This window comes from Paludifilum halophilum (assembly GCF_002245355.1).
Taxonomy (GTDB): Bacteria; Bacillota; Bacilli; order Thermoactinomycetales; family DSM-45169; genus Paludifilum; species Paludifilum halophilum.
In genome coordinates, this window is sequence record NZ_NOWF01000001.1 from 111,082 (window position 1) to 131,807 (window position 20,726).

Consider the following 20,726-nt stretch of genomic DNA (forward strand, 5'->3'; position numbering starts at 1 on the left):
GAATGGGAGGGACGGCCAGTGAAAGGTTTTGAACGCCTGGAAAAAGAAATTCAACAGTGGCAGGAGAATGGAGTTTATCGCCCTTTGACGGAACTGGAATCGGATCAGGGTTCCAAAGTGGTAATCGACGGAAGAGAAGTGATCCAACTCTCGTCTAATAACTATCTGGGATTAACCACCCATCCCCGTTTGAAAAAAGCCGCCTTGGATGGGGTGGAAAAATACGGTGCGGGAACCGGTTCGGTTCGTACCATCGCCGGCACCTTTTCCATGCATGAGGAGTTTGAACGCCAGCTGGCCGATTTTAAGCATACCGAGGCGGCTTTGGTCTTCCAATCCGGGTTTACCGCCAATGTGGGTGTGATCGCCTCCATCCTCGGGGAAGAAGACGTGGTGATCAGCGACGCTCTCAACCATGCCAGTATCATCGACGGAATCCGCTTGACCAAAGCCGGACGGCGAATTTATCAACACGCGGATATGGCGGATCTGGAAAAGGCTTTGCAGGAAACACAAACGGCCCGTACCCGGCTGGTGATCACCGATGGGGTGTTCAGCATGGACGGTGACATGGCTCCCCTGCCGGATATCGTCGAGCTGTGTGAAAAGTACGATGCTCTGGTGATGGTGGATGATGCTCATGCCAGCGGTGTGATGGGGAAAAACGGTCGCGGGACGGTGGATCATTTTGATCTGCACGGTCGGGTCCACATCCAGGTGGGTACCCTGTCCAAGGCGATTGGTGTTCTCGGCGGCTATGTGGCCGGTCCGAAGGCACTGCGCGATTACCTGATCCACCGAGCCCGTCCCTTCCTGTTCAGTACCTCCCATCCTCCAGCCGTTACAGAGGCCTGCCGAGAGGCGATCCAAGTGTTGCTGGATGAGCCGGAGTTGATCGATAAACTCTGGAAAAACACCGAGTTCTTTAAGAATGGATTGTCCCGGTTAGGTTTTGACACAGGGAAGAGTGTAACACCGATCACTCCGGTGATGGTGGGTACAGATTCTCTGGCGATGAAATTTTCCGATGCCCTGTTGGAAGAAGGAGTCTACGCCCAGGGGATTGCTTTCCCCACTGTTCCCAGGGATCAGGCCCGGGTTCGAACGATCGTCACTGCCGCCCATGCCCGGGAGGAGTTGGAACAAGCCCTGGAAGCTTTCGCCCGCGCCGGGCAGAAGCTGGGAATCATCTGAGGATTTTGTTCTGTGAAATTCGCAGCCGTCCGCGACTTGGACGGTTGCTTTTTTGTTTGAAAGATCCGCTTTCATTGAAGGGAAATCGGTTTTCGTTTATAATAAATGAATTGCATAGATCACTCACACTCGCTGGAAAGGTGTTGAGTATAGATGAATGAAGAGATGGCGCGCTATTTCACCCGGCCGGATTTAAAGGCGGCCAAGAAGCGCGGAAAACAAGAAGTTTCTGTTTTGCAGTTTGAGCACATCCCGGAGGAGATGCGAGGCATCGGCGACGGGAAACGGTATATGATCAAAACCTATGGCTGTCAGATGAATGTTCACGATTCCGAGACGATTGCCGGAATCCTGGAATTAATGGGTTATGAAGCAACGGATTCCGAGGAAGAGGCCTCGGTGATTCTGCTCAATACCTGCGCCATCCGGGAGAATGCCGAGGATAAGGTGTTCGGAGAGATCGGCCGGTTGAAGACGCTGAAGACGGAGAAGCCGGAGCTGGTGCTGGGGATGTGCGGGTGTATGTCCCAGGAGGAAGGTGTGGTTAACCGGATCCTGACCAAGCATCAGCATGTGGACTTGATCTTCGGGACCCACAATATCCACCGCCTGCCCCATCTGTTGAAGGAAGCCCTGATGAGCAAGGAGATGGTGGTGGAAGTCTGGTCCAAAGAAGGGGACATTGTCGAGAATCTGCCCAAGGCACGGGAAGATGGTCTGAAAGCCTGGGTCAACATTATGTACGGTTGCGACAAGTTCTGCACCTACTGCATTGTTCCCTATACCCGCGGAAAGGAACGGAGCCGTCGTCCGGAAGATGTATTGGCCGAAATCCGCGACCTGGCCCGCAAGGGTTACCAGGAGGTGACTCTTCTCGGTCAGAATGTCAACGCCTACGGCAAGGATTTCACGGATCGAGAGTACCGGTTTGGCGATCTGATGGACGATGTTCGCAAAATCGGTATTCCCCGCGTTCGATTTACGACCAGTCATCCTCGGGATTTCGACGATCATCTGATCGACGTGTTGGCCAAGAAAGGGAATCTAGTGGAACATATCCATTTGCCCGTTCAGTCCGGCAACGATAGGATTCTTAAAATCATGGCCCGCAAACACACCCGGGAGCATTATCTGGAGCTGGTACGCAAGATCAAAGAAGCGATTCCCGATGTGGTGCTGACCACGGATATTATCGTCGGGTATCCCGGAGAGACGGAGGAGCAGTTTCAGGATACCCTTTCACTGATGCGGGAAGTGGAATATGACTCGGCGTTCACTTTTATCTATTCTCCTCGGGAGGGAACGCCGGCGGCCCGGATGAAAGACGATGTTCCGATGGAAGTGAAAAAGGAGCGTCTGCATCGGCTTAACCGGTTGCAGGAAGAAATCAGCCGCCGGAAAAACGAGGCGTTGCGCGGCGAAGTAGTAGAGGTTCTGGTGGAAGGGGAGAGCAAGAAAAACCCCGACATTCTCTCCGGCCGGACCCGAACCAACAAATTGGTCAATTTCCGGGGACCGAAGCATTTGGTGGGACGGTTTGCCCGAGTGCGCATCGACGAACCGCGAACCTGGACGTTGAAGGGCGAATGGGTGGAGGATTCTCCGATGGATCAGGTGGGAAGCTGATATGCCGCAAGTAGAGAAACAGCATCCCGTTCTGGTTCATGCCGCCCAACTGGGCCGTCGGCTGTTGGAAACAGAAGAGATCCAACGGTTTCGCTCCGCTGAGGAGCAGATTCAAAACAGTCGACGCGTCAACGGTTTGATCGAGGAGATCAAGCGGAAGCAAAAAGAGCTGGTTCATGCCAAACACTATCAAAAGCATGAATATATCCGCCAATTGGAAGCCGATCTGGACCGACTTCACCGGGAGATGGACGAATTGCCGATCGTCCGCGAGTATCAGCAAACCCAGGTGGAAGTCAACGATCTGTTACAGACACTGCAGAGCATCGTCGCAGGTGCTGTTTCGGAACGGCTGGATGTTGAAACCGGCGGAGATGTTGGTGGTGGGGGCTGCGGCAGTGGCGGTCCCTGCCGCTGCAAGTAACGGTGGCTGGCCCAGGATTCGCAAAAACCTCACGGAGATTCCGTGGGGTTTTTTTAGCACCCTAGACTCCTGCCCTGCATACACATGGAAGTGAACGATTGTTTGGAGGAGGGAGCATCGTGTCAAATACAGAAAACGGAATGCAATGCCGCCAAATCATTACCAAAGCGGTCACCGGAAAAGGTCGTAAATTCTCCCAAGCGACGCACTCCATTCAACCACCCGACAATATTTCCAGCATCCTGGGTTGCTGGATTATCAACCATCATTATGAGGCCAGCCGGGTGGGAGATTCCATTGAAGTGTTGGGGAGCTACGACATCAATATCTGGTTTTCCTTCAACCGGAACACAAAAACCGAGGTGGCCAATCAGACGGTGCGGTATGTGGAACAGGTACCGCTAAGCTACTTTGACAGTCATGTCCGCGAAGGTACAACGGAGGTCAGCGCAGTGGCCACACAACCACCCAACTGCATCGAAGCGACGATCGCTCAGGATGGGTCGGTGCTGGTGCGGGTGGAAAGAGAATTTTATGTGGAAATGATCGGGGAAACGAAGGTTTGTGTCGCTGTATGCCCCGGCGATTGTGACGACTGGGACGACAAAGGTTTCGTCGGTTCAGAGATGGGGGCGGAAGGAGACGCCCGGGACTTTGAAGATTTGGATCCGGATCTGGTGATTGATGATTTGAACGATTAATCCCCCAGGATTTCCATAGAACGCCCCGTGGAGGCAGGTGCCTCCATTTTCTTTTTGTCGCTAACCTCTAACGGGCTGCATTCATAACATAACAAAGGGTAAAGCCGGATGGACCGGGGGAAAGGGGAATGGATTATGGAATCGCTCCAACTGAACGGCAAACAACTGAAGAATGAACAAGCGATTCGCAGTAAAATTATTACTGCGAAAGGAACTCTGGCTCCGTCCATTCACCTTCAATGGGTGACCGATATGAACTATTCCGAAACGGTTCTCACCCTGAATCACCCGTCGGCGGCGGAGGCGATTGGTTCTGGCGAATATCGGGCGGATCGCTTGAAGCGAAATGGGATCTCAGTTCCCGATGGCAGGTCAACTCTGTTGAAACAGTATATCACGGCCGTATTTCAAACCCGGGTGTTGGTTCTGTACCGTTCCAACACCCGAAGAATATGGTTGGCCCATGGAAAAGGACAACATCGGGAAATGTACAGACGGGTCTCTCTTCAGGAAAACACTCGAGAAGCGCGTCGGGTCAAGGAGACGGCGATTCGGGCTGTTTACGCCGCCGGACTCGACTACGGAGTGGTAAAACTGGCGCTTCAGCCAGGAAATGTGATCACTGTGTTAAATGTGAATCCCTCTCCCCGTCTCAATCCGGAGATGGAGTCGGGATTTATATCGGCGATTCATCAATATATTCACCGGTTGCCTCTGATGGCAGCGGATTGGAATCAGGTGATGCTGGGGGCGGATCCGGAGTTTATCATGCGGCGGAAAAAGGGGCAGGTGGTGATGGCATCGGAGTATTTTCCCCGTTTCGGCCGTGTGGGGTGTGATGCCATCTGGTACGGCCAAAACCGGTCTTTAAAACCGCTGGTGGAATTAAGGCCCCGACCCAGCATTGAGCCCCGGCAACTGGTGATTCGTATGTATCAGGGGATGATACAGGCCGCCAAAAAGGTGAACGATTCGTCTGTTCAGTGGTTGTCCGGCGCATTGCCCCATCCGGGCTTTCCCTTGGGGGGACATATTCACTTCAGTGGCATTCCTCTCAATTTCAAACTTCTTCGAGCCTTGGACAATTATCTGGCCCTTCCTTTGATACTGATCGAGGATCCCAGAGGAGTAAGGAGAAGGCCGAAATACGGCTTTTTGGGGGATTTCCGCCGTCAATCCCACGGCGGGTTTGAATACCGGACCCTTCCCAGTTGGCTGATTTCGCCGACGCTGACCAAGGGTGTATTGGCTGTCGCCAAGCTTGTCGCTTCCCGTTATCCGTACCTGACCCTTGATCCTTTGTCCGATGATGACATTCAGGAAGCCTACTACCGGGGAGAAAAAGAGAAGTTGAGAGAGTCGGTCAGACAGCTGTGGGGAGAGCTGATGACACTAAGAGAATACGGGAAATACAAAATCTATCTGGATGCTTTGTATGAGATGCTTTTTTCCCGATCAACATGGGATGAGTCCAGAGATTTCCGGGTCCTATGGAAGCTTCCTTTCCGCGAAAGCTAGATTCGTTGTGATCGACCCTTGAAAACGGTGTGCTTGTTCCTTTCGCGAATACCGTGGTAAAATAAGAGTCACGCAATCAGGCGAAAAAACACTTTTAATCAAGGGTTCGGAGGGTCTGATCCGTGGCCAAATACACTCCGATGATACAACAGTATCTATCGATCAAGGCAGATTATCCCGATGCCTTTTTATTTTTTCGTTTAGGCGATTTTTACGAGATGTTCTTCGAAGATGCCAGAAAAGCGGCGGAAGAGTTGGAGATTACGTTGACCGGCCGCGACGGTGGAGAGAAAGAGCGGATCCCCATGTGCGGGGTTCCCTATCACTCGGCAGAAGTTTATATCGGCCGGTTGATTGAAAAAGGGTACAAGGTGGCAATCTGCGAACAGGTGGAGGACCCGGCCGCCGCCAAAGGGGTGGTTCGTCGGGAAGTGGTCCGGGTGATCACCCCGGGTACAGTGATGGAAGAGAAAATGCTGGTGGAAAAGGAAAACAATTTTTTAACGGCCCTGACACGGCACCAGGACCGGTTCGCCTTGGCCGCCGGTGATTTGTCCACCGGGGAGTTTTATGTAACGGAATTTGCGGGGGAAACGGAAGACCTCATCGATGAACTGGTTTCCTTCCAACCGAAGGAGGTCTTGTTGGCCCCTCAGCTTTCCGGGGATTCTTCTCTCCGAGAACAGCTCACCGTCCGTCTGGGAAGTGTGGTGACGGTTCTTCTCCCGGAACAGGTTCCGTCCCGGGACAGAATGGAGGAACAGGTGTCCGGCCAGTTTCCCAATTACCGCGAGGCGTGTTCCACCCCGATCACTCTGGAAGTAACGGGCTTGCTGTTGGGATATCTCCAACGGACACAAAAGCGGGGGTTGAGCCATATGAGCCGGCTTTCCCGTTATGATACCGGTCAATACATGGTATTGGACGAATCAGCCCGTCGCACTCTGGAATTGACGGCTTCCCTTCGAGACGGAAAACGGAAGGGTTCTCTGTTGTGGCTGTTGGATCGGACGGCTACGGCGATGGGGAGCCGCCTCCTGAAAAAATGGTTGGATAAGCCCCTTCTGGATCGCGGTGAGATCGAAGAAAGGCAGAGTGCGGTTCAATCCTTTGTCGATGATTTGATCCTCCTGGAGGAGATCCGGGATCATTTGCGCGGGGTCTATGATCTGGAGCGACTCGCCGCCCGGATCGCTTACGGTTCGGCCAATGGGCGGGATCTTGTCTCTCTTTGCCGGTCATTGAAGATGATTCCGGAGCTTTCGCGGCGGCTGGCGGGTACCGGATGCGATGCTTTGCAAGCAGTCAGTTCCCGGTTGGATCCTTGTGGCGATGTATCGGCTCTGATTGAAAAAGCCGTCGTGGAGGATCCGCCGGTTTCTGTAAAAGAAGGGGGGGTGATCAAGGAGGGGTTCGACGAAGAGCTGGATCGCCTCCGCTCGGCACAGCAGGACGGCAGGAGCTGGATCGCCCGCTTGGAACAACGGGAACGGGAAGCTACGGGAATCAAATCTCTCAAAGTGGGTTTCAATAAAGTGTTTGGCTATTATATCGAAGTGACCAAGGCCAACCTGCGCCTGCTCCCGGAAGGGCGTTATCAACGGAAGCAAACATTGGCCAATGCCGAACGATTCGTCACCCCGGAGTTGAAGGAACGGGAACGGTCGATCCTGGAAGCAGAGGAAAAATCGGTGGAGCTGGAGTATCAGATCTTCACCCGGGTCCGGGAAAAAATCGCCGGTGAGATTCCGCGGATTCAAAAGCTGGCTGAGCAAGTGGCCCGGTTGGACGTGCTCCACTCCTTTGCTGAGGTTTCCCAGCGGTATCGGTATGTACGCCCTGTGATCCGCACCGATGATCGGCTGGTGATCGAAGAGGGGCGTCATCCGGTGGTGGAAGCCGCTGTCGGCGAGCAGGAATTTGTGGCCAATGATGCCCACCTGGATAATCGGGAGCGTCAGGTGCTGCTGATAACCGGACCCAATATGGCCGGGAAGAGTACATATATGCGCCAGGTGGCCCTGATTGCCCTGTTGGCCCAGATCGGGTGCTTCGTACCGGTGAGCCGGGCGGAAGTTTCGCTGATCGATCGAATTTTTACCCGGATCGGGGCGGCAGACGATTTGGTCGGAGGACGGAGTACGTTCATGGTGGAGATGGATGAAACCCGTCTTGCATTGGCTCAGGCGACTTCCCGAAGTCTGATTCTGCTGGACGAGGTGGGACGGGGGACTTCCACCTATGACGGAATGGCTCTGGCTCAGGCGATTGTGGAGTATATTCATGATCAGGTGGGGGCTAAAACCCTTTTTTCCACTCATTACCATGAACTGACCCAACTTGAAGAAGAATGGGAACGTGTCGTCAATGTGAATGCCCGGTGTGTGGAAAAAGAAGGGGAAGTGGTTTTTCTTCATCGGATGGAGCCCGGCGGAGCCGATCGCAGTTACGGGATCCATGTGGCTCATCTGGCGGGAATGCCCCAAGGAGTGATTCAGCGTGCCAGCGTTCTCCTGGAGAGCCTGGAGAGCCGATTGGAAACGGCCGGGACACAGCAACTCGATTTGTTCCATTTTGCGGCGGAAACCGCATCTGCCCGGGACTCCTCTTCGCTGTCCGGGGCGGAGGAAGAAGTTTTACGGTCTCTGTCCCAGTGGGACTTGATGAATCGCACCCCGATGGAGTCGGTCCAATTCCTGTATGATTTGCAACGTCGATTGAAGGAAAAACGTCCGGCAGAAGGAGGTTCCGATGGGTAAAATCCGAGTGTTGGACGATCGGCTGGCGAATCAGATTGCAGCTGGTGAGGTGGTGGAACGGCCCGCTTCCGTCGTTAAAGAGCTGTGTGAGAATGCCCTGGATGCGGGAGCGGATCGGATTCAGGTGACGATCGAGGAAGGGGGGATTCGTTCGATCACCGTCTCCGATAATGGTGCGGGGATGGATCGGGACGATGCCGTTTCCGCTTTTAAACGGCATGCCACCAGCAAGATCCGGCGGGAACGGGATTTGTTCGCCATCCGTTCCCTCGGGTTTCGAGGGGAGGCTCTTCCCAGCATTGCCTCCGTCAGCCGGTTGACGATGTTCACCACTGACGGAGGTGACGGTCCCGGGACCCGGGTGACCCTGAAAGGGGGCAAACTCCTTTCCACTGAGGATTGGGCCGGATCTCGAGGGACGGAAGTCCGTGTGGAAGACCTTTTTTACAATACCCCGGCTCGTTTGAAATACTTAAAAACCGTCAACACTGAAGTTAGTCATGTCGCTGATTGTGTCGGGCGTCTCGCTTTGGCTCATCCGTCGGTCTCGTTCCGTCTGAAACATAAGGAAAAGGAACTTTTCCGCACTCCCGGGGATGGCAAACGGCTCCATGTCCTTTATGCTTTGTACGGGAAACAGGTGGCTCGAAAAATGTTGTCCTTTTTCCGGGAGGATATGGATTTTACCGTATCCGGGTTGGTCGGCCGTCCCGAAGTGACCCGTTCCAACCGTTCCTATGTCTCCACAATCATCAACGGACGGTATATTCGAAGTATTCCCGTGGTCCAGTCGGTGATCCGGGCCTATGATACATTACTGCCGATCGGTCGATATCCGATCGCGGTCCTTTCCATCGAGATGGACCCCAAGCTGGTGGACGTCAATGTGCATCCTTCCAAATTGGAAGTTCGCCTGTCCAAAGAAAAGGAATTGTGCCGGTTGGTGGAAAGCGGGCTCAAAGATTTATTTCAGCGGGAAGTGTTGATCCCGAAGGCGGAAATCAATCAAGGCCGGCCCCTTTCTTCGGCTCCGAAGCCGGTTCAGGAGCGGTTGAACTGGACCCCGCCGGCGCCAGACACTTCCGCAGGCGAGTCACTTCCGTCCGGGGAGAAGGTTCAAGAATCCCGACATGCTTTTCCTGCTTCGCTGACACCTTCTTCCGCGTCTCCTTCCCCGGTACCGGATAAAGGTTTCGCTTCCCCTTTTTCCGACGGCGGAGACCGGGAAGGAGGGAAGAAGGAGACGCCTCCGACTGTGGTGCAGGAGCAACCGGTTGAAAAACCTTTCTCCTCTCCTCGGGAAGAAGTTGAGAGGTCGGGGGAGTTGGAAGAGGAACGCTTTCCCGACTTGACCCCTTTGACACAAGTGCACGGAACCTATATTATCGCTCAATCGGAGGACGGTTTTTACATTTTGGACCAGCATGCCGCTCATGAACGTATTTATTATGAGCTTTTTTCACAGCGGATGCGGGAACGGGACCGGGAACAGCAATCTCTGCTGATTCCCCTAACGATCGAATGTACTCCGTCGGAAGCGGAGCTGATCCAAACGCGCCTTTCGCAGATGAACGAAGTGGGGATCGAGATCGAGTCCTTCGGAGGGACTTCTTTCCTGGTCCGTTCCCATCCGCGGTGGTTTCCGTCGGGTAGCGAAGAGGATTTGATTCGTGAGATCATCGATTGGATGAAATCCGGAGACAAGGTGGATACCTACCGTTTGCGGGACGACGGAGCCAAAATGATGGCTTGCAAAGCGGCGATCAAGGCCAACCGTCACCTGAACAGGGAGGAGATGGAGAGCTTATTGAAGCAGTTGCAGGCCTGCCGTACTCCCTATACCTGCCCCCACGGCCGACCGATCCTTGTTCATTTTTCCACCTACGAAATCGAGAAAATGTTTAAACGGGTGATGTGATGACGGTGGTGACAACTTCCCGTAAAGTCCGGGACGAGGATCGTCGTTTGGCTGCGGCAATCGCCCGCCGCTTGAACGTTTCGGTGGTGGAGCGGGACAAACGATCCCTTGCCCGCCTGTTGGCCGACAGCGGTGCCCGAGATGCAGTGGTCGTCTCCGGTGGATCCGCCTGGTGGCAGGATCGGGATGGGGATGAGTTTTTCTTCCATCCCGGTACGGCGGCTATTCGATTAAAGCAGTTGACCCGAGGCGAGCCCGACGGTTTGGTAGCCGCCGCCGGTTTCCGGAAGGGGCAGCGGATTCTCGATTGTACACTGGGGCTGGCCTCGGATGCGATCGTTGCCGCGCATATGGTGGGGGACTCCGGAGAAGTAATCGGATTGGAAAGCCAACCGGTAGTGGCCGCCCTGGTGGAATTGGGACTGGAAACCGCCCGGTTTCAATCCCCCCGGTTGATGAGGGCGATGCGTTCCGTGCAGGTGGTTTGTGCTGATTACCGCGAATTCTTGCCTCGGTGCCGAACAGGGGAGTTTGATGTGATTCTGTTTGACCCGATGTTTCGCAAGACGGTACAGCGATCTCAATCGATGCAGTCCCTCCGGGTGATCGCCAATCCCGATCCCCTGGATGAGGCTTCCGTCCGGGAAGCGATGCGGGTGGCCGCATGCCGGGTTGTTCTGAAAGAGCGAAAGGGAAGCCCCGAATTTGAAAGGCTGGGCTTTTGCATCGTAAAGGAGGCGTCTACCTATGCCCTCGGCGTTATCGACGTTTCCCGGCGGAAAGGGGAATGAGGGGGATCTTTTGGTGATTGTCGGTCCCACGGCTGTAGGAAAAACGGCTCTTAGTCTGGACCTTGCGGAAAAGTTCCGGGGCGAGATTGTGTCGGGGGATTCGATGCAGGTCTACCGGTATATGGATATCGGAACGGCTAAGGCCTCACCGGCGGAACGCGAAAGAGCCTCCCATCATTTGATCGATCTGGTGGATCCCGATTATCCCTTTTCCTTGGATGAATTTCAGCATCGGGCTCAAAGAGCGATCCGCGAAATTCAGCACCGGGGGCATCTTCCGATCATGGTGGGAGGGACAGGCCTCTATATTCAGTCCGTCACCCACGGTTATCGCTTGCCCGGGGTCAAGGAAGATCCGGAGTTTCGCCGGAGGATGCAGCGGCTGGCCGATGAAAAGGGAAATGAGGCTCTCCATCGGCGCCTTCGGGAAGTGGATGAAGCAACCGCCGCCCGCCTTCATCCTAACGATCGGAGACGAATCATCCGCTCCTTGGAGATCTATCGGGCAACGGGACAACCCCCCCGGTTTCAACAGCGGGCACAGACATCGTATAATAGTTGCTGGATCGGTCTGACCATGCCTCGGGAGCTCTTGTATGAGCGGGTGGAACAACGGGTGGACCGGATGATCGAAGAAGGACTGGTGGAGGAAGTGGTTTCCTTGAGGGAGCGGGGCTACCGGGGGGATTTGGTTTCCATGCAAGCTTTGGGGTACAAGGAGATCGCGATGGTTTTGGATCGGGAGATCACACAGGAGGAAGCGGTGCAACTGATCAAGCGGCGAACGAGAAAATTTGCCAAGCGTCAATTATCCTGGTTTCGCCGATTAAAGATGATTCATTGGTTTGATGTGACAAAGCCCCATTTCGAGGAAGAAATTCGAAAGCTGGTAGCAGGAAACTTCCCTCGGTACAAAGAATAGAGTAAACTAATGCCAAAACGTACTTAGGAGGTACATATTTTGAAGCAGTCGATTAACATTCAGGATACGTTTCTGAACCAAATTCGTAAAGATTCAGTTCCTGTAACCATTTATCTGGTCAATGGTTTCCAACTGCGCGGGGTGGTGCGGGGTTTCGATAATTTCACCATTGTCATCGACAGTGACGGCAAACAGCAAATGGTTTACAAGCACGCGATTTCCACCTTCACACCCTCTCGGGCGGTTTCGCTGATGTCCAATGATGAAGCGAATAAGGAAAGCTAAAACCAAGTGGCCTCCACTTGGTTTTTATCTTTTTATCCCGGTGGTGTTTTCGGTATCGGTTCACCAATAAATGGGCTCCTGCGTATATTGAGGTGAGCGGAACTTGATGAAGAGGTGACAACCATGGCGAGCCGCGTAATCACCCAGGAACCCAATCGCATTCACGTCGTGCTGGATCATGAGGCGAGAGGGAAGGCTCCGATGCCCTCCTCTTTTTCTTTCGGACCTTCCCTTGATGATGAAGGGCATCTTCCCCTTAAACGGTGTCTGGAGGAATTGGATCGCCTGGTGGGGTTGTCGAAGATTAAATCTTTTATTCACGAAGTGTACGCATGGCTGGAGGTGAGCCGCCGACGCCGGCTGGCGGGTTTAAATGCCGAGGGCCAAGTGCTTCACATGGTTTTCGAAGGGAATCCGGGTACGGGTAAAACCACGGTCGCACGGATCATGGGGCGCCTTTTACAAGAGATGAACCTGCTTTCGAAGGGGCACTTGGTCGAGGTGGAGCGGGCCGATTTAGTCGGGGAATACATCGGTCACACGGCTCAGAAGACGAGGGAACACGTCAAAAGGGCCTTGGGAGGAATCCTCTTCATCGATGAAGCCTACGCTCTTTCCCGAGGTGGAGAAAAGGATTTCGGCAAAGAGGCGATCGATACACTGGTTAAATCCATGGAAGATTACAGAAACGATTTTGTGTTGATCTTGGCAGGCTATCCCGGCGAGATGAAACGTTTTCTCCGTTCCAACCCGGGGCTGCCTTCCCGGTTTCCGGTTCATTTAAGCTTCCCGGATTTCACCATTGATGAGTTGCTGCAAATCGCCGAGGGGATGGTAAAACAAAGGCAGTATCGTTTTTCCCCTTCGGCGAAGGAAAAACTGCGCCTTCATTTGTCCAAGGAAGCCCGGCATGGACACGAATCTTTCGGGAATGCCCGATATGTGCGCAATATTGTGGAACAGGCGGTCCGGCTGCAGGCGGTCCGATTGCTGAAAAGTCGCTATGTTACCCGGGAGGAGTTGATGACACTGCGGACGGAGGATTTGCAGTTTCCGCAATCCGAAAACTCCTCCGCCTTTTCGTGGTATACTTGAGACAGAACAGCGTTTGAAGTGTGAGGAGGATCCATGACAATCAGTGAAACCTTCGACCGAGAAAGGGCGGTCCTGGTCGGTTGCGGAATCAAAGAGGACTCTTATGCGCCGGAATCGTCTCTGTCGGAACTGGCGCGGTTGGCGGATACCGCCCGGGCGGACGTGATCACCCGACTGGTGCAGATTCGCGACCGTTTTGATCCTTCCTGGATGATCGGCCGGGGAAAGGTGGAGGAAATCGCCCGAATCGTGGAAGAACGGGAGATCGACCTGGTGATCTTTGACCGCGAACTCTCCCCGAAACAATTGGCGAACCTGGAAGATGCGTTCCCTTGCAAGGTGATTGATCGAACCCAGTTGATTCTGGATATTTTTGCAATGCGGGCGCAAACCAAAGAAGGCATCTTGCAAGTGGAGCTGGCTCAGCTGGAGTACACCCTCCCTCGGCTAACCGGACGGGGAAAAGAACTTTCCCGTCTGGGAGGAGGGATCGGTACCCGCGGACCCGGAGAAAAGAAATTGGAGACGGACCGTCGACACATCCGCCGCCGGATTCATCATATCAAAAAAGAACTGGAGCAGGTGGCCAAGCACAGGCAGTTGCATCGGTCCCGCCGCCGAAAAATGGATATGCTACAGCTGGCCCTGGTCGGATACACCAACGCCGGGAAATCGACACTGTTGAACCGGTTGACGGGGGCCGGTGTCCGGAGGGAAGATCGGCTTTTTGCTACATTGGATCCCACTTCCCGCTTGCTGGAACTTCCATCAGGAGAAAAGGTGATCCTGACGGATACCGTCGGTTTTATCCGCCGCTTACCCCACCACTTGGTGGCGGCTTTCCGCTCTACATTGGAACAAGTACGGGAAGCGGATCTTTTGCTTCATGTCGTGGATACCAATCATCCGGAAGTCGCAGAGCAGATGGAAGCGGTGGAAGGAGTTCTGCAGGAGCTGGGCGCGAGCCAAATTCCCATACTCACAGTGTTCAATAAAACGGACTGTGCAGGGGAAGAACTGGTATCGACAGAAGGCGAATCGATCCGGATTTCCGCCTTCAGCGATTCGAACCTGGAACGGTTGACGGCCAAAGTGGATGAGATGCTCCATGCGGCTCAGGTGCACGGTTCAGCGGAAATCCCGGTGTCTAAGGGGGAGATGATCTCTGATCTATATCGCGTCGCAGACGTAATTCAATCAGAGTTGTCCGGTTTAACATTGAGAATCGACTTTCGTCTCCCCCTTCGCCGTTATGAGCGCATGTCTTCCGAAATGAAGTCCTGCATTCGCAGAGTGTATGAATCCCAAAAGTAGAAACGGTGTTGTGACATTGTACAAGTATTTCAGGCATTCAGAACGGCTGAAAGCATGGGCGGAGGAAGCCCTCCAGCGGATCGCTCCTCGTATCCGGGAGATCGAGGAGCGGGTGGATCAGCATCAGTGGCGTCTCCTACAGGCTTATCGTGAAGCGGGAGTGAGTGAAAACCATCTGTCTTCGTCGACGGGATACGGATACGATGATCTGGGGCGGGAAACGTTGGAGCGCATTGTAGCGGATATCTTCGGGGCGGAGACGGCCCTTTACCGATCTCATATGGTATCGGGGACCCATGCCATTGCCGCCTCTCTGTTCGGTGTGTTGCGGCCGGGAGAGGAATTGATTTATGTGACGGGGCCTCCCTATGACACGTTGGAAAAGGTAATCGGTCGCGAGCGGGATGGTTCCGGGTCCCTGGCGGACTATGGTATTTCTTATCGATCCGTTCCGCTGACTTCCTCTGGAGAAGTCGATTGGAATGCGGTTCGGGAGGCCGCCGGTCCGCAGACCCGGTGTTTCGCGATCCAGCGATCAAGAGGGTATTCGGAACGGGATTCTTTGACGATTGCTCAAATCCAGGGGATGGTTCGGCGCCTTCGAACCATCCAACCGAACGCAGTGATCTTTGTGGACAATTGCTACGGGGAATTTGTGGAGGATCAGGAGCCCACCCACGTCGGGGCGGATTTAACCGCCGGTTCTCTGATTAAGAATCCCGGAGGCGGTCTGGCTAAATCGGGCGGATATATCGTCGGCCGAAAGAAGTGGGTGAATCGGGCAGCGGCACGGTTAGTCGCCCCGGGAATCCTGGCGGAGGGGGGCGCCTCGTACGGCTATATGCGGGATTTTTACCAGGGCTTTTTTTTGGCCCCTCATGTCGTGGGGGAAGCTCTTAAGGGAGCGGTATTCGCTTCAGCGATTTTGGAAGCGGCCGGCTTTGAGACAACGCCCCGGTGGGACGGGGAACGAACGGATATCATCCAGCTGGTGAAGTTCGGAGATCCGGATTTGCTGGTCGCATTCTGCCGGGGAATCCAGGAAGCATCGCCGGTGGATGCCCGCCTTCGTCCGGAACCTTCACCGATGCCCGGTTATGAGGATCCGGTGATCATGGCGGCGGGAACCTTTGTTCAGGGGGCAAGCATTGAGCTCTCCGCTGACGGACCCCTGCGTCCTCCGTATCGGGCTTATATGCAGGGAGGGTTGACGTTTTCTCATGTGAAGATCGGCATTTTGAATGCTTTGGACCACATGTTACAGTCAAATGCTGTCTTCTCCCTGGACCAGGAATGATGGAAGGTGATGTTGAGTCCAATGGAAATCATCTGGTGGTTGATCATTGTGTTGTTGTTTATCGCGGGGTTTGCGGGACTGCTTCTTCCGGTTCTTCCCGACTCCCCGCTGATGTTACTCGGGTTTGTGCTGTATCATTTTCTCATCGACTCCGACTCCTTGACGCTTTCGTTTTGGATCGGTGCCGTCTTGATTACGGCGGCTGTCCTTGCGATCGATTATATCGCCGGTGGTATTGCCGCTCGTACTTACGGAGGGTCCCGCTGGTCGATCGGGGCGGCGATGATCGGGGCCTTGGTGGGAGGGATCGTTTTCCCTCCCCTCGGAATTTTGTTCGGACCGATTCTGGCCGTGATGATCGTAGAGTTACTTCAGAAAAAGTCCTGGGAGGAAGCTCTCAAGACAGGATTCGGGACGTTGGTCGGATTCCTGGGGGGCCTTTTCGTTAAAGGTCTGCTCATGATCGGTATGATTGTCTGGTTTATCCTTTTGGCCATTTGAAAGAAAAACATCCGCCTGTCTCCGAGAGCGTTCTGTCTGTGCTGATCCATCCATCGCCGGGTACCGGACCGGTGTGATTGTGTGCGATCTCTTGCAAAAAACGCAAAGGATCCGCCGATCACACCGCTCCCCTCACCTCCGAAATTTGAATAGTAAGATATATTATCCGAGGGGTGGAACGGCCCTTAGAAAAGATGACAACTTTTTATGTTATTTTTTCTAACACTCATTGACTATATAAACTGACATATATATAATAAAGACAATGAAGGGAAAGGGAGGTCCTGCTGATGCGCGATGACATCCGTCGGAACATGCCCCTCTTTTCCATGGGGATCGTAACGAAACTGACGGAGCTCACTCCGCGTCAGGTGCGCTACTATGAGCAGCAGGGACTGATCAAACCGGCGCGGTCAAAGGGGAAACAGCGGTTATTCTCTTTTAACGATGTAGACCGTTTGCTTCATATCAAATCCTTGATGGAAAAGGGGATCAACATCGCCGGTGTCAAAGAAGTATTGTCCGGTCGAGAGCCGGAGACTCTGTCCCGTTCGGCGCCCCGCCCGGAGAAGGCGGAACGTCCGAATCTATCCGATGCTGATTTACACAAGTTGTTAAAGCGACAGTTGAGCGAGCTGAGTGCCCGACCGAACCAAAGCCATCTGATTCGCGGAGAGTTGTCAAGGTTTTTTCATTAATTCCACACCGTTTCATCACTGATTTAAGGGGAGAAATAAGAATGGCCAAGTTTACGAAGGAAGACATTCTCAAATCCGTCCAGGAACATAATGTGGAATACATCCGTCTTCAGTTCACCGATCTGATGGGGACGATCAAAAACGTGGAAATCCCCAAAGGGCAGCTGAAAAAAGCACTGGACAACAAAATGATGTTTGACGGTTCTTCCATTGAAGGCTTTGTCCGGATTGAAGAATCGGATATGTACCTCTACCCCGACCTGGACACTTGGATTATTTATCCCTGGGGCGGTAGTGAAAATTCGAGGGTCGCCGGTTTAACCTGTGATGTTTACACCCCTGACGGGGAACCCTTTGCCGGTGATCCGCGCGGGATTCTGAAAAAGGTGATCAAAGAAGCAGAAGAGATGGGTTTCACATCCTTCAATGTCGGTCCGGAACCGGAGTTCTTCCTGTTCAAAGCCGATGAACGGGGAGAGCCGACTCTGGATTTGAACGATAAGGGCGGTTATTTTGATTTGGCGCCCTTGGATCTCGGTGAAAACTGCCGCCGGGATATTGTGGTCACCTTGGACAAATTGGGCTTTGAAATGGAAGCGTCCCACCACGAGGTGGCGCCGGGGCAGCACGAGATCGATTTCCAATATGCCGACGCCGTAACCGCCGCTGACAATATTCAGATTTTCAAGCTGGTTGTCAAAAACATCGCCCGTCGCTATGGGTTGCATGCCACTTTTATGCCGAAACCGCTGTTCGGTGTGAACGGCTCGGGAATGCATACCCACCAGTCCCTGTTCCGGGGGAAGGAGAATGTCTTCTTCGACGATCAGGATGAGTTGGGACTCTCCCAAACCGCTCGACACTATCTGGCCGGGCTCTTGAAGCACGCCAAGGCGTTTACCGCTGTTACCAATCCGTTGGTCAACTCCTATAAGCGGTTGGTTCCAGGGTTTGAAGCCCCTTGTTATGTCGCCTGGTCCCCAACCAACCGCAGCCCGCTGGTTCGTGTTCCCGCTTCCCGGGGGTTGTCAACCCGGATCGAGGTTAGGAGCCCCGACCCCTCCGCCAACCCGTACCTGGCTCTGGCGGTGATGTTGAAGGCAGGCCTGGACGGGATTAAACACAAGCAGGCACTGCCCAAGGAAACCGATCGCAACATCTATGTGATGGATGAAGAGGAGCGGAAAGCCGCAGGGATTGAGAGCTTGCCGCCGACTTTGAAGGCCGCCCTGGACGAGTTGCAGAAAAATGAGGTGATCCGGGAGGCCCTCGGTGAACACGCCCTGACCCATTTCGTAGAAGCCAAGGAGATCGAATGGGATATGTTCCGTACTCAAGTTCATCCCTGGGAACGGGAACAGTATATGTCCCTTTACTGAGTCGTTGGAAAACCTGCTGTCTTCGACAGCAGGTTTTTTGGTTTTATAGATTCCTGTCCGTTGTGTTGAGGGGGGGCTTTCTCCCTTCTACCCATCGATCATGCAAGCGAAGAAGAATGAGTAAAAGGACATTGGCCAAGGCGGATAACCCCATATTCCAGCCGTGTTCGTAATACATTCGACCCAGCTGGTGAAGGTTGAGCTCCACGGCGAGAAGAATGACGGTTCCCAACAGGATCCATCGGACTTGGTGGAGGATTCGGTCCGGATATCTCTGAATATAGATCCATGCTCCAATGGGATAGATGCCCAGATTAAGGGTGATGTGAGGCCACAAACCCGGAAGCAGAGGATCTTCGTACCCCCAGAAACCGCCGCTGACAAAGGCGGCATCCAGCAGAAAGGAGCCCAAGCTCGCCGCCAAGGCCGTGGAATATCCCCGTCTCCATTCCTTCCAATGGATGAGCAGGAGACCGATCAGCCACCAGATGATCAACCAGAAAATAAAGACCAAAAGAGACACGACCTTTTACCGTTTTTATTTATTATCTCTTGGAAAGGGGGAGCTTAGACGATGGAAATGGGAAAACAGCGTAATATTTAATAAAAACAAGTTTGTAAAACAAACAAAGATCCTCCGCAAAAAAAGAGTTCATCCCATAGATGAGCTGGAACCGGATGGAGCTGATCGACGATCCGGAGAGAAAACCGGAAAGGGATCGGAACTGACGGGTTGTGTGGTTCCATGCTTTTTGCAGGGAATGCATCCATAAGGAAAGGTTTTCGCTGAACGCTTCCTTTATACGGGGGAACAGCCGGAGCGGGAAGTGCCTGTATCTCCCGTTCCCGAGTCGCGTTGACTCGCCTGATTCGGCAAGGGTATAATGGACAAGTCACTAATTGGATGGGGGTTCGTAGTGTGCTTACCACGATCGGAAATATATCCGCCCATGTCGGAGAAAAAGTGAAGTTGGGCGTTTGGCTTTATAATAGACGTTCCAGCGGGAAGATTCAGTTCCTGCAACTTCGTGACGGCACCGGCATGATTCAGGGTGTCATGGTGAAGAGCCAAGTCTCTCCGGAAACTTGGGAGCAGGCGGCTGATTTGACTCAGGAAAGTTCTCTGTACATAGAGGGGACGGTCAGGGAGGATGAGCGCTCCCCAAGCGGTTTTGAGATGGATGTCACGGGAATCGAAGTGATTCAGACGGCTGAAGAGTACCCGATCGCCTTAAAAGAACACGGAGTGGAGTTCTTGATGGATCACCGTCACCTGTGGATCCGTTCTCCCCGTCAGCGTTCCATTTTGCGCATTCGGGCGGAAATTATCCGGGCGATGCAGGACTGGCTCAATGGAGAAGGTTTTACACTGGTCGACCCTCCGGTTTTGACCCCTTCTTCCTGTGAGGGAACGACCAACCTGTTCCATACGAAGTATTTTGATGAGGACGCTTATTTGACCCAGAGTGGACAGCTCTATATGGAAGCGGCGGCGATGGCTTTGGGCCGGGTCTATTCCTTTGGTCCCACCTTTCGGGCGGAAAAATCGAAAACCCGCCGCCATTTGATTGAGTTTTGGATGATTGAACCGGAAATGGCTTTTGTGGATCATGAGGAAAATCTCCGCATTCAGGAACGGATGGTGGCTCATGTTGTGCAGCACATCTTGCAACATTGTCGGGATGAGCTGAAGGTGTTGAAGCGGGATACGTCGGCACTGGAAAAAGTGAAGGCTCCTTTTCCCCGGATTACCTATGATGAGGCAGTCCATCTCCTTAACCGGGAAGGGATGGAATTCTCGTGGGGAGAGGATTTTGGTGCCCCCCACGAAACGAAGATCGCCGAAAGCTTCGATAAACCGGTATTTATCACCCATTACCCGACCGGGACAAAAGCGTTTTATATGAAGCCGGATCCCGAACGGTCGGAAGTGGTGCTTTGCGACGATCTCATTGCTCCGGAGGGCTACGGGGAGGTTGTCGGGGGAAGCCAGCGGATCGATGACCCCCGACTTCTGGAAGAACGGTTTCAACAACATCAGCTTTCCCAGGAGGCCTATGAGTGGTATATGGACCTTCGGAAGTATGGATCCGTTCCTCATTCCGGATTCGGACTTGGACTGGAGCGAACGGTAGCCTGGATTTGCGGTCTGGACCACGTTCGGGAAACGATCCCCTTTCCCCGGATGCTGAACCGGCTTTATCCGTAACGAGATCCGTCGCATAGTCGGCAGGTTTGCGGTAGCATCGGCGCATACCGATGCTTTTTCTTTTTCAAGTCTGTTTTTTAAAAAATCTCGTTGCT

18 protein-coding genes are annotated in these 20,726 nt (G+C 53.6%); 17 read left to right on the forward strand and 1 reads right to left on the reverse strand.

Going from position 1 to position 20,726, the window contains the following annotated elements:
* Positions 1-18 precede the first annotated feature (18 nt).
* The 16 genes from CHM34_RS00495 (at position 19) to glnA (ending at position 18,422) form a co-directional block, all read left to right on the forward strand.
* Positions 19-1,194: a glycine C-acetyltransferase gene (locus CHM34_RS00495; RefSeq protein WP_094262632.1), complete on the forward strand. Its 1,176-nt coding sequence runs from the start codon at positions 19-21 to the stop codon at positions 1,192-1,194.
* Between the two features lie 153 nt (positions 1,195-1,347).
* On the forward strand, positions 1,348-2,820 hold the full coding sequence (miaB, locus tag CHM34_RS00500) for a tRNA (N6-isopentenyl adenosine(37)-C2)-methylthiotransferase MiaB (protein ID WP_094262633.1): 1,473 nt from the start codon (positions 1,348-1,350) through the stop codon (positions 2,818-2,820).
* 1 nt (position 2,821) lies between these two features.
* A complete protein-coding gene (locus CHM34_RS00505; protein WP_094262634.1) occupies positions 2,822-3,244 on the forward strand; it encodes a YlbF/YmcA family competence regulator in 423 nt (140 codons plus the stop codon).
* A gap of 119 nt (positions 3,245-3,363) precedes the next feature.
* Positions 3,364-3,945, forward strand: coding sequence for an outer spore coat protein CotE (locus CHM34_RS00510; RefSeq protein WP_240511799.1), 582 nt, complete (start codon positions 3,364-3,366; stop codon positions 3,943-3,945).
* 135 nt (positions 3,946-4,080) lie between these two features.
* The gene (locus CHM34_RS00515; RefSeq protein ID WP_169713508.1) at positions 4,081-5,463 is read left to right on the forward strand and encodes a putative amidoligase domain-containing protein; all 1,383 of its coding nucleotides are present in this window, start codon (positions 4,081-4,083) and stop codon (positions 5,461-5,463) included.
* A 122-nt stretch (positions 5,464-5,585) separates the two neighbouring features.
* Positions 5,586-8,222 carry a DNA mismatch repair protein MutS gene (gene mutS, locus CHM34_RS00520; protein ID WP_094262636.1) on the forward strand — a complete coding sequence of 879 codons (2,637 nt, stop codon included), beginning with the start codon at positions 5,586-5,588 and terminating at the stop codon, positions 8,220-8,222.
* On the forward strand, positions 8,215-10,140 hold the full coding sequence (gene mutL, locus CHM34_RS00525) for a DNA mismatch repair endonuclease MutL (protein WP_094262637.1): 1,926 nt from the start codon (positions 8,215-8,217) through the stop codon (positions 10,138-10,140). Before mutS ends, mutL begins: the two co-directional genes overlap by 8 nt.
* Positions 10,140-10,931, forward strand: coding sequence for a class I SAM-dependent methyltransferase (locus CHM34_RS00530; RefSeq protein WP_094262638.1), 792 nt, complete (start codon positions 10,140-10,142; stop codon positions 10,929-10,931). The genes mutL and CHM34_RS00530 overlap by 1 nt, the downstream gene beginning before the upstream one ends.
* A complete protein-coding gene (gene miaA, locus CHM34_RS00535) occupies positions 10,888-11,853 on the forward strand; it encodes a tRNA (adenosine(37)-N6)-dimethylallyltransferase MiaA (protein WP_094262639.1) in 966 nt (321 codons plus the stop codon). The genes CHM34_RS00530 and miaA overlap by 44 nt, the downstream gene beginning before the upstream one ends.
* A 39-nt stretch (positions 11,854-11,892) precedes the next feature.
* On the forward strand, positions 11,893-12,138 hold the full coding sequence (gene hfq, locus CHM34_RS00540) for an RNA chaperone Hfq (RefSeq protein ID WP_094262640.1): 246 nt from the start codon (positions 11,893-11,895) through the stop codon (positions 12,136-12,138).
* 123 nt (positions 12,139-12,261) lie between these two features.
* Entirely contained in the window at positions 12,262-13,233 is a 972-nt protein-coding gene (locus tag CHM34_RS00545) for an AAA family ATPase (protein ID WP_094262641.1), read from the forward strand.
* 33 nt (positions 13,234-13,266) lie between these two features.
* The gene (gene hflX, locus CHM34_RS00550) at positions 13,267-14,547 is read left to right on the forward strand and encodes a GTPase HflX (RefSeq protein ID WP_094262642.1); all 1,281 of its coding nucleotides are present in this window, start codon (positions 13,267-13,269) and stop codon (positions 14,545-14,547) included.
* 16 nt (positions 14,548-14,563) lie between these two features.
* Positions 14,564-15,844: a methionine gamma-lyase family protein gene (locus CHM34_RS00555; RefSeq protein WP_240511800.1), complete on the forward strand. Its 1,281-nt coding sequence runs from the start codon at positions 14,564-14,566 to the stop codon at positions 15,842-15,844.
* Positions 15,845-15,865: 21 nt separating this feature from the next.
* Positions 15,866-16,345, forward strand: a complete 480-nt coding sequence (locus CHM34_RS00560) for a DUF456 domain-containing protein (protein ID WP_169713509.1) — start codon at positions 15,866-15,868, stop codon at positions 16,343-16,345.
* Between the two features lie 290 nt (positions 16,346-16,635).
* Entirely contained in the window at positions 16,636-17,043 is a 408-nt protein-coding gene (locus tag CHM34_RS00565; protein WP_094262645.1) for a MerR family transcriptional regulator, read from the forward strand.
* A gap of 41 nt (positions 17,044-17,084) precedes the next feature.
* The gene (gene glnA, locus CHM34_RS00570; RefSeq protein WP_094262646.1) at positions 17,085-18,422 is read left to right on the forward strand and encodes a type I glutamate--ammonia ligase; all 1,338 of its coding nucleotides are present in this window, start codon (positions 17,085-17,087) and stop codon (positions 18,420-18,422) included.
* A 43-nt stretch (positions 18,423-18,465) separates the two neighbouring features.
* Here the strand turns inward: glnA and CHM34_RS00575 are convergent, their stop codons facing one another.
* Positions 18,466-18,936, reverse strand: a complete 471-nt coding sequence (locus CHM34_RS00575; RefSeq protein ID WP_094262647.1) for a CBO0543 family protein — start codon at positions 18,934-18,936, stop codon at positions 18,466-18,468.
* Positions 18,937-19,341: 405 nt separating this feature from the next.
* On the opposite strand from CHM34_RS00575, the gene asnS reads away from it, so the two are divergent.
* Entirely contained in the window at positions 19,342-20,631 is a 1,290-nt protein-coding gene (asnS, locus tag CHM34_RS00585) for an asparagine--tRNA ligase (protein ID WP_206093726.1), read from the forward strand.
* Positions 20,632-20,726 lie beyond the last annotated feature (95 nt).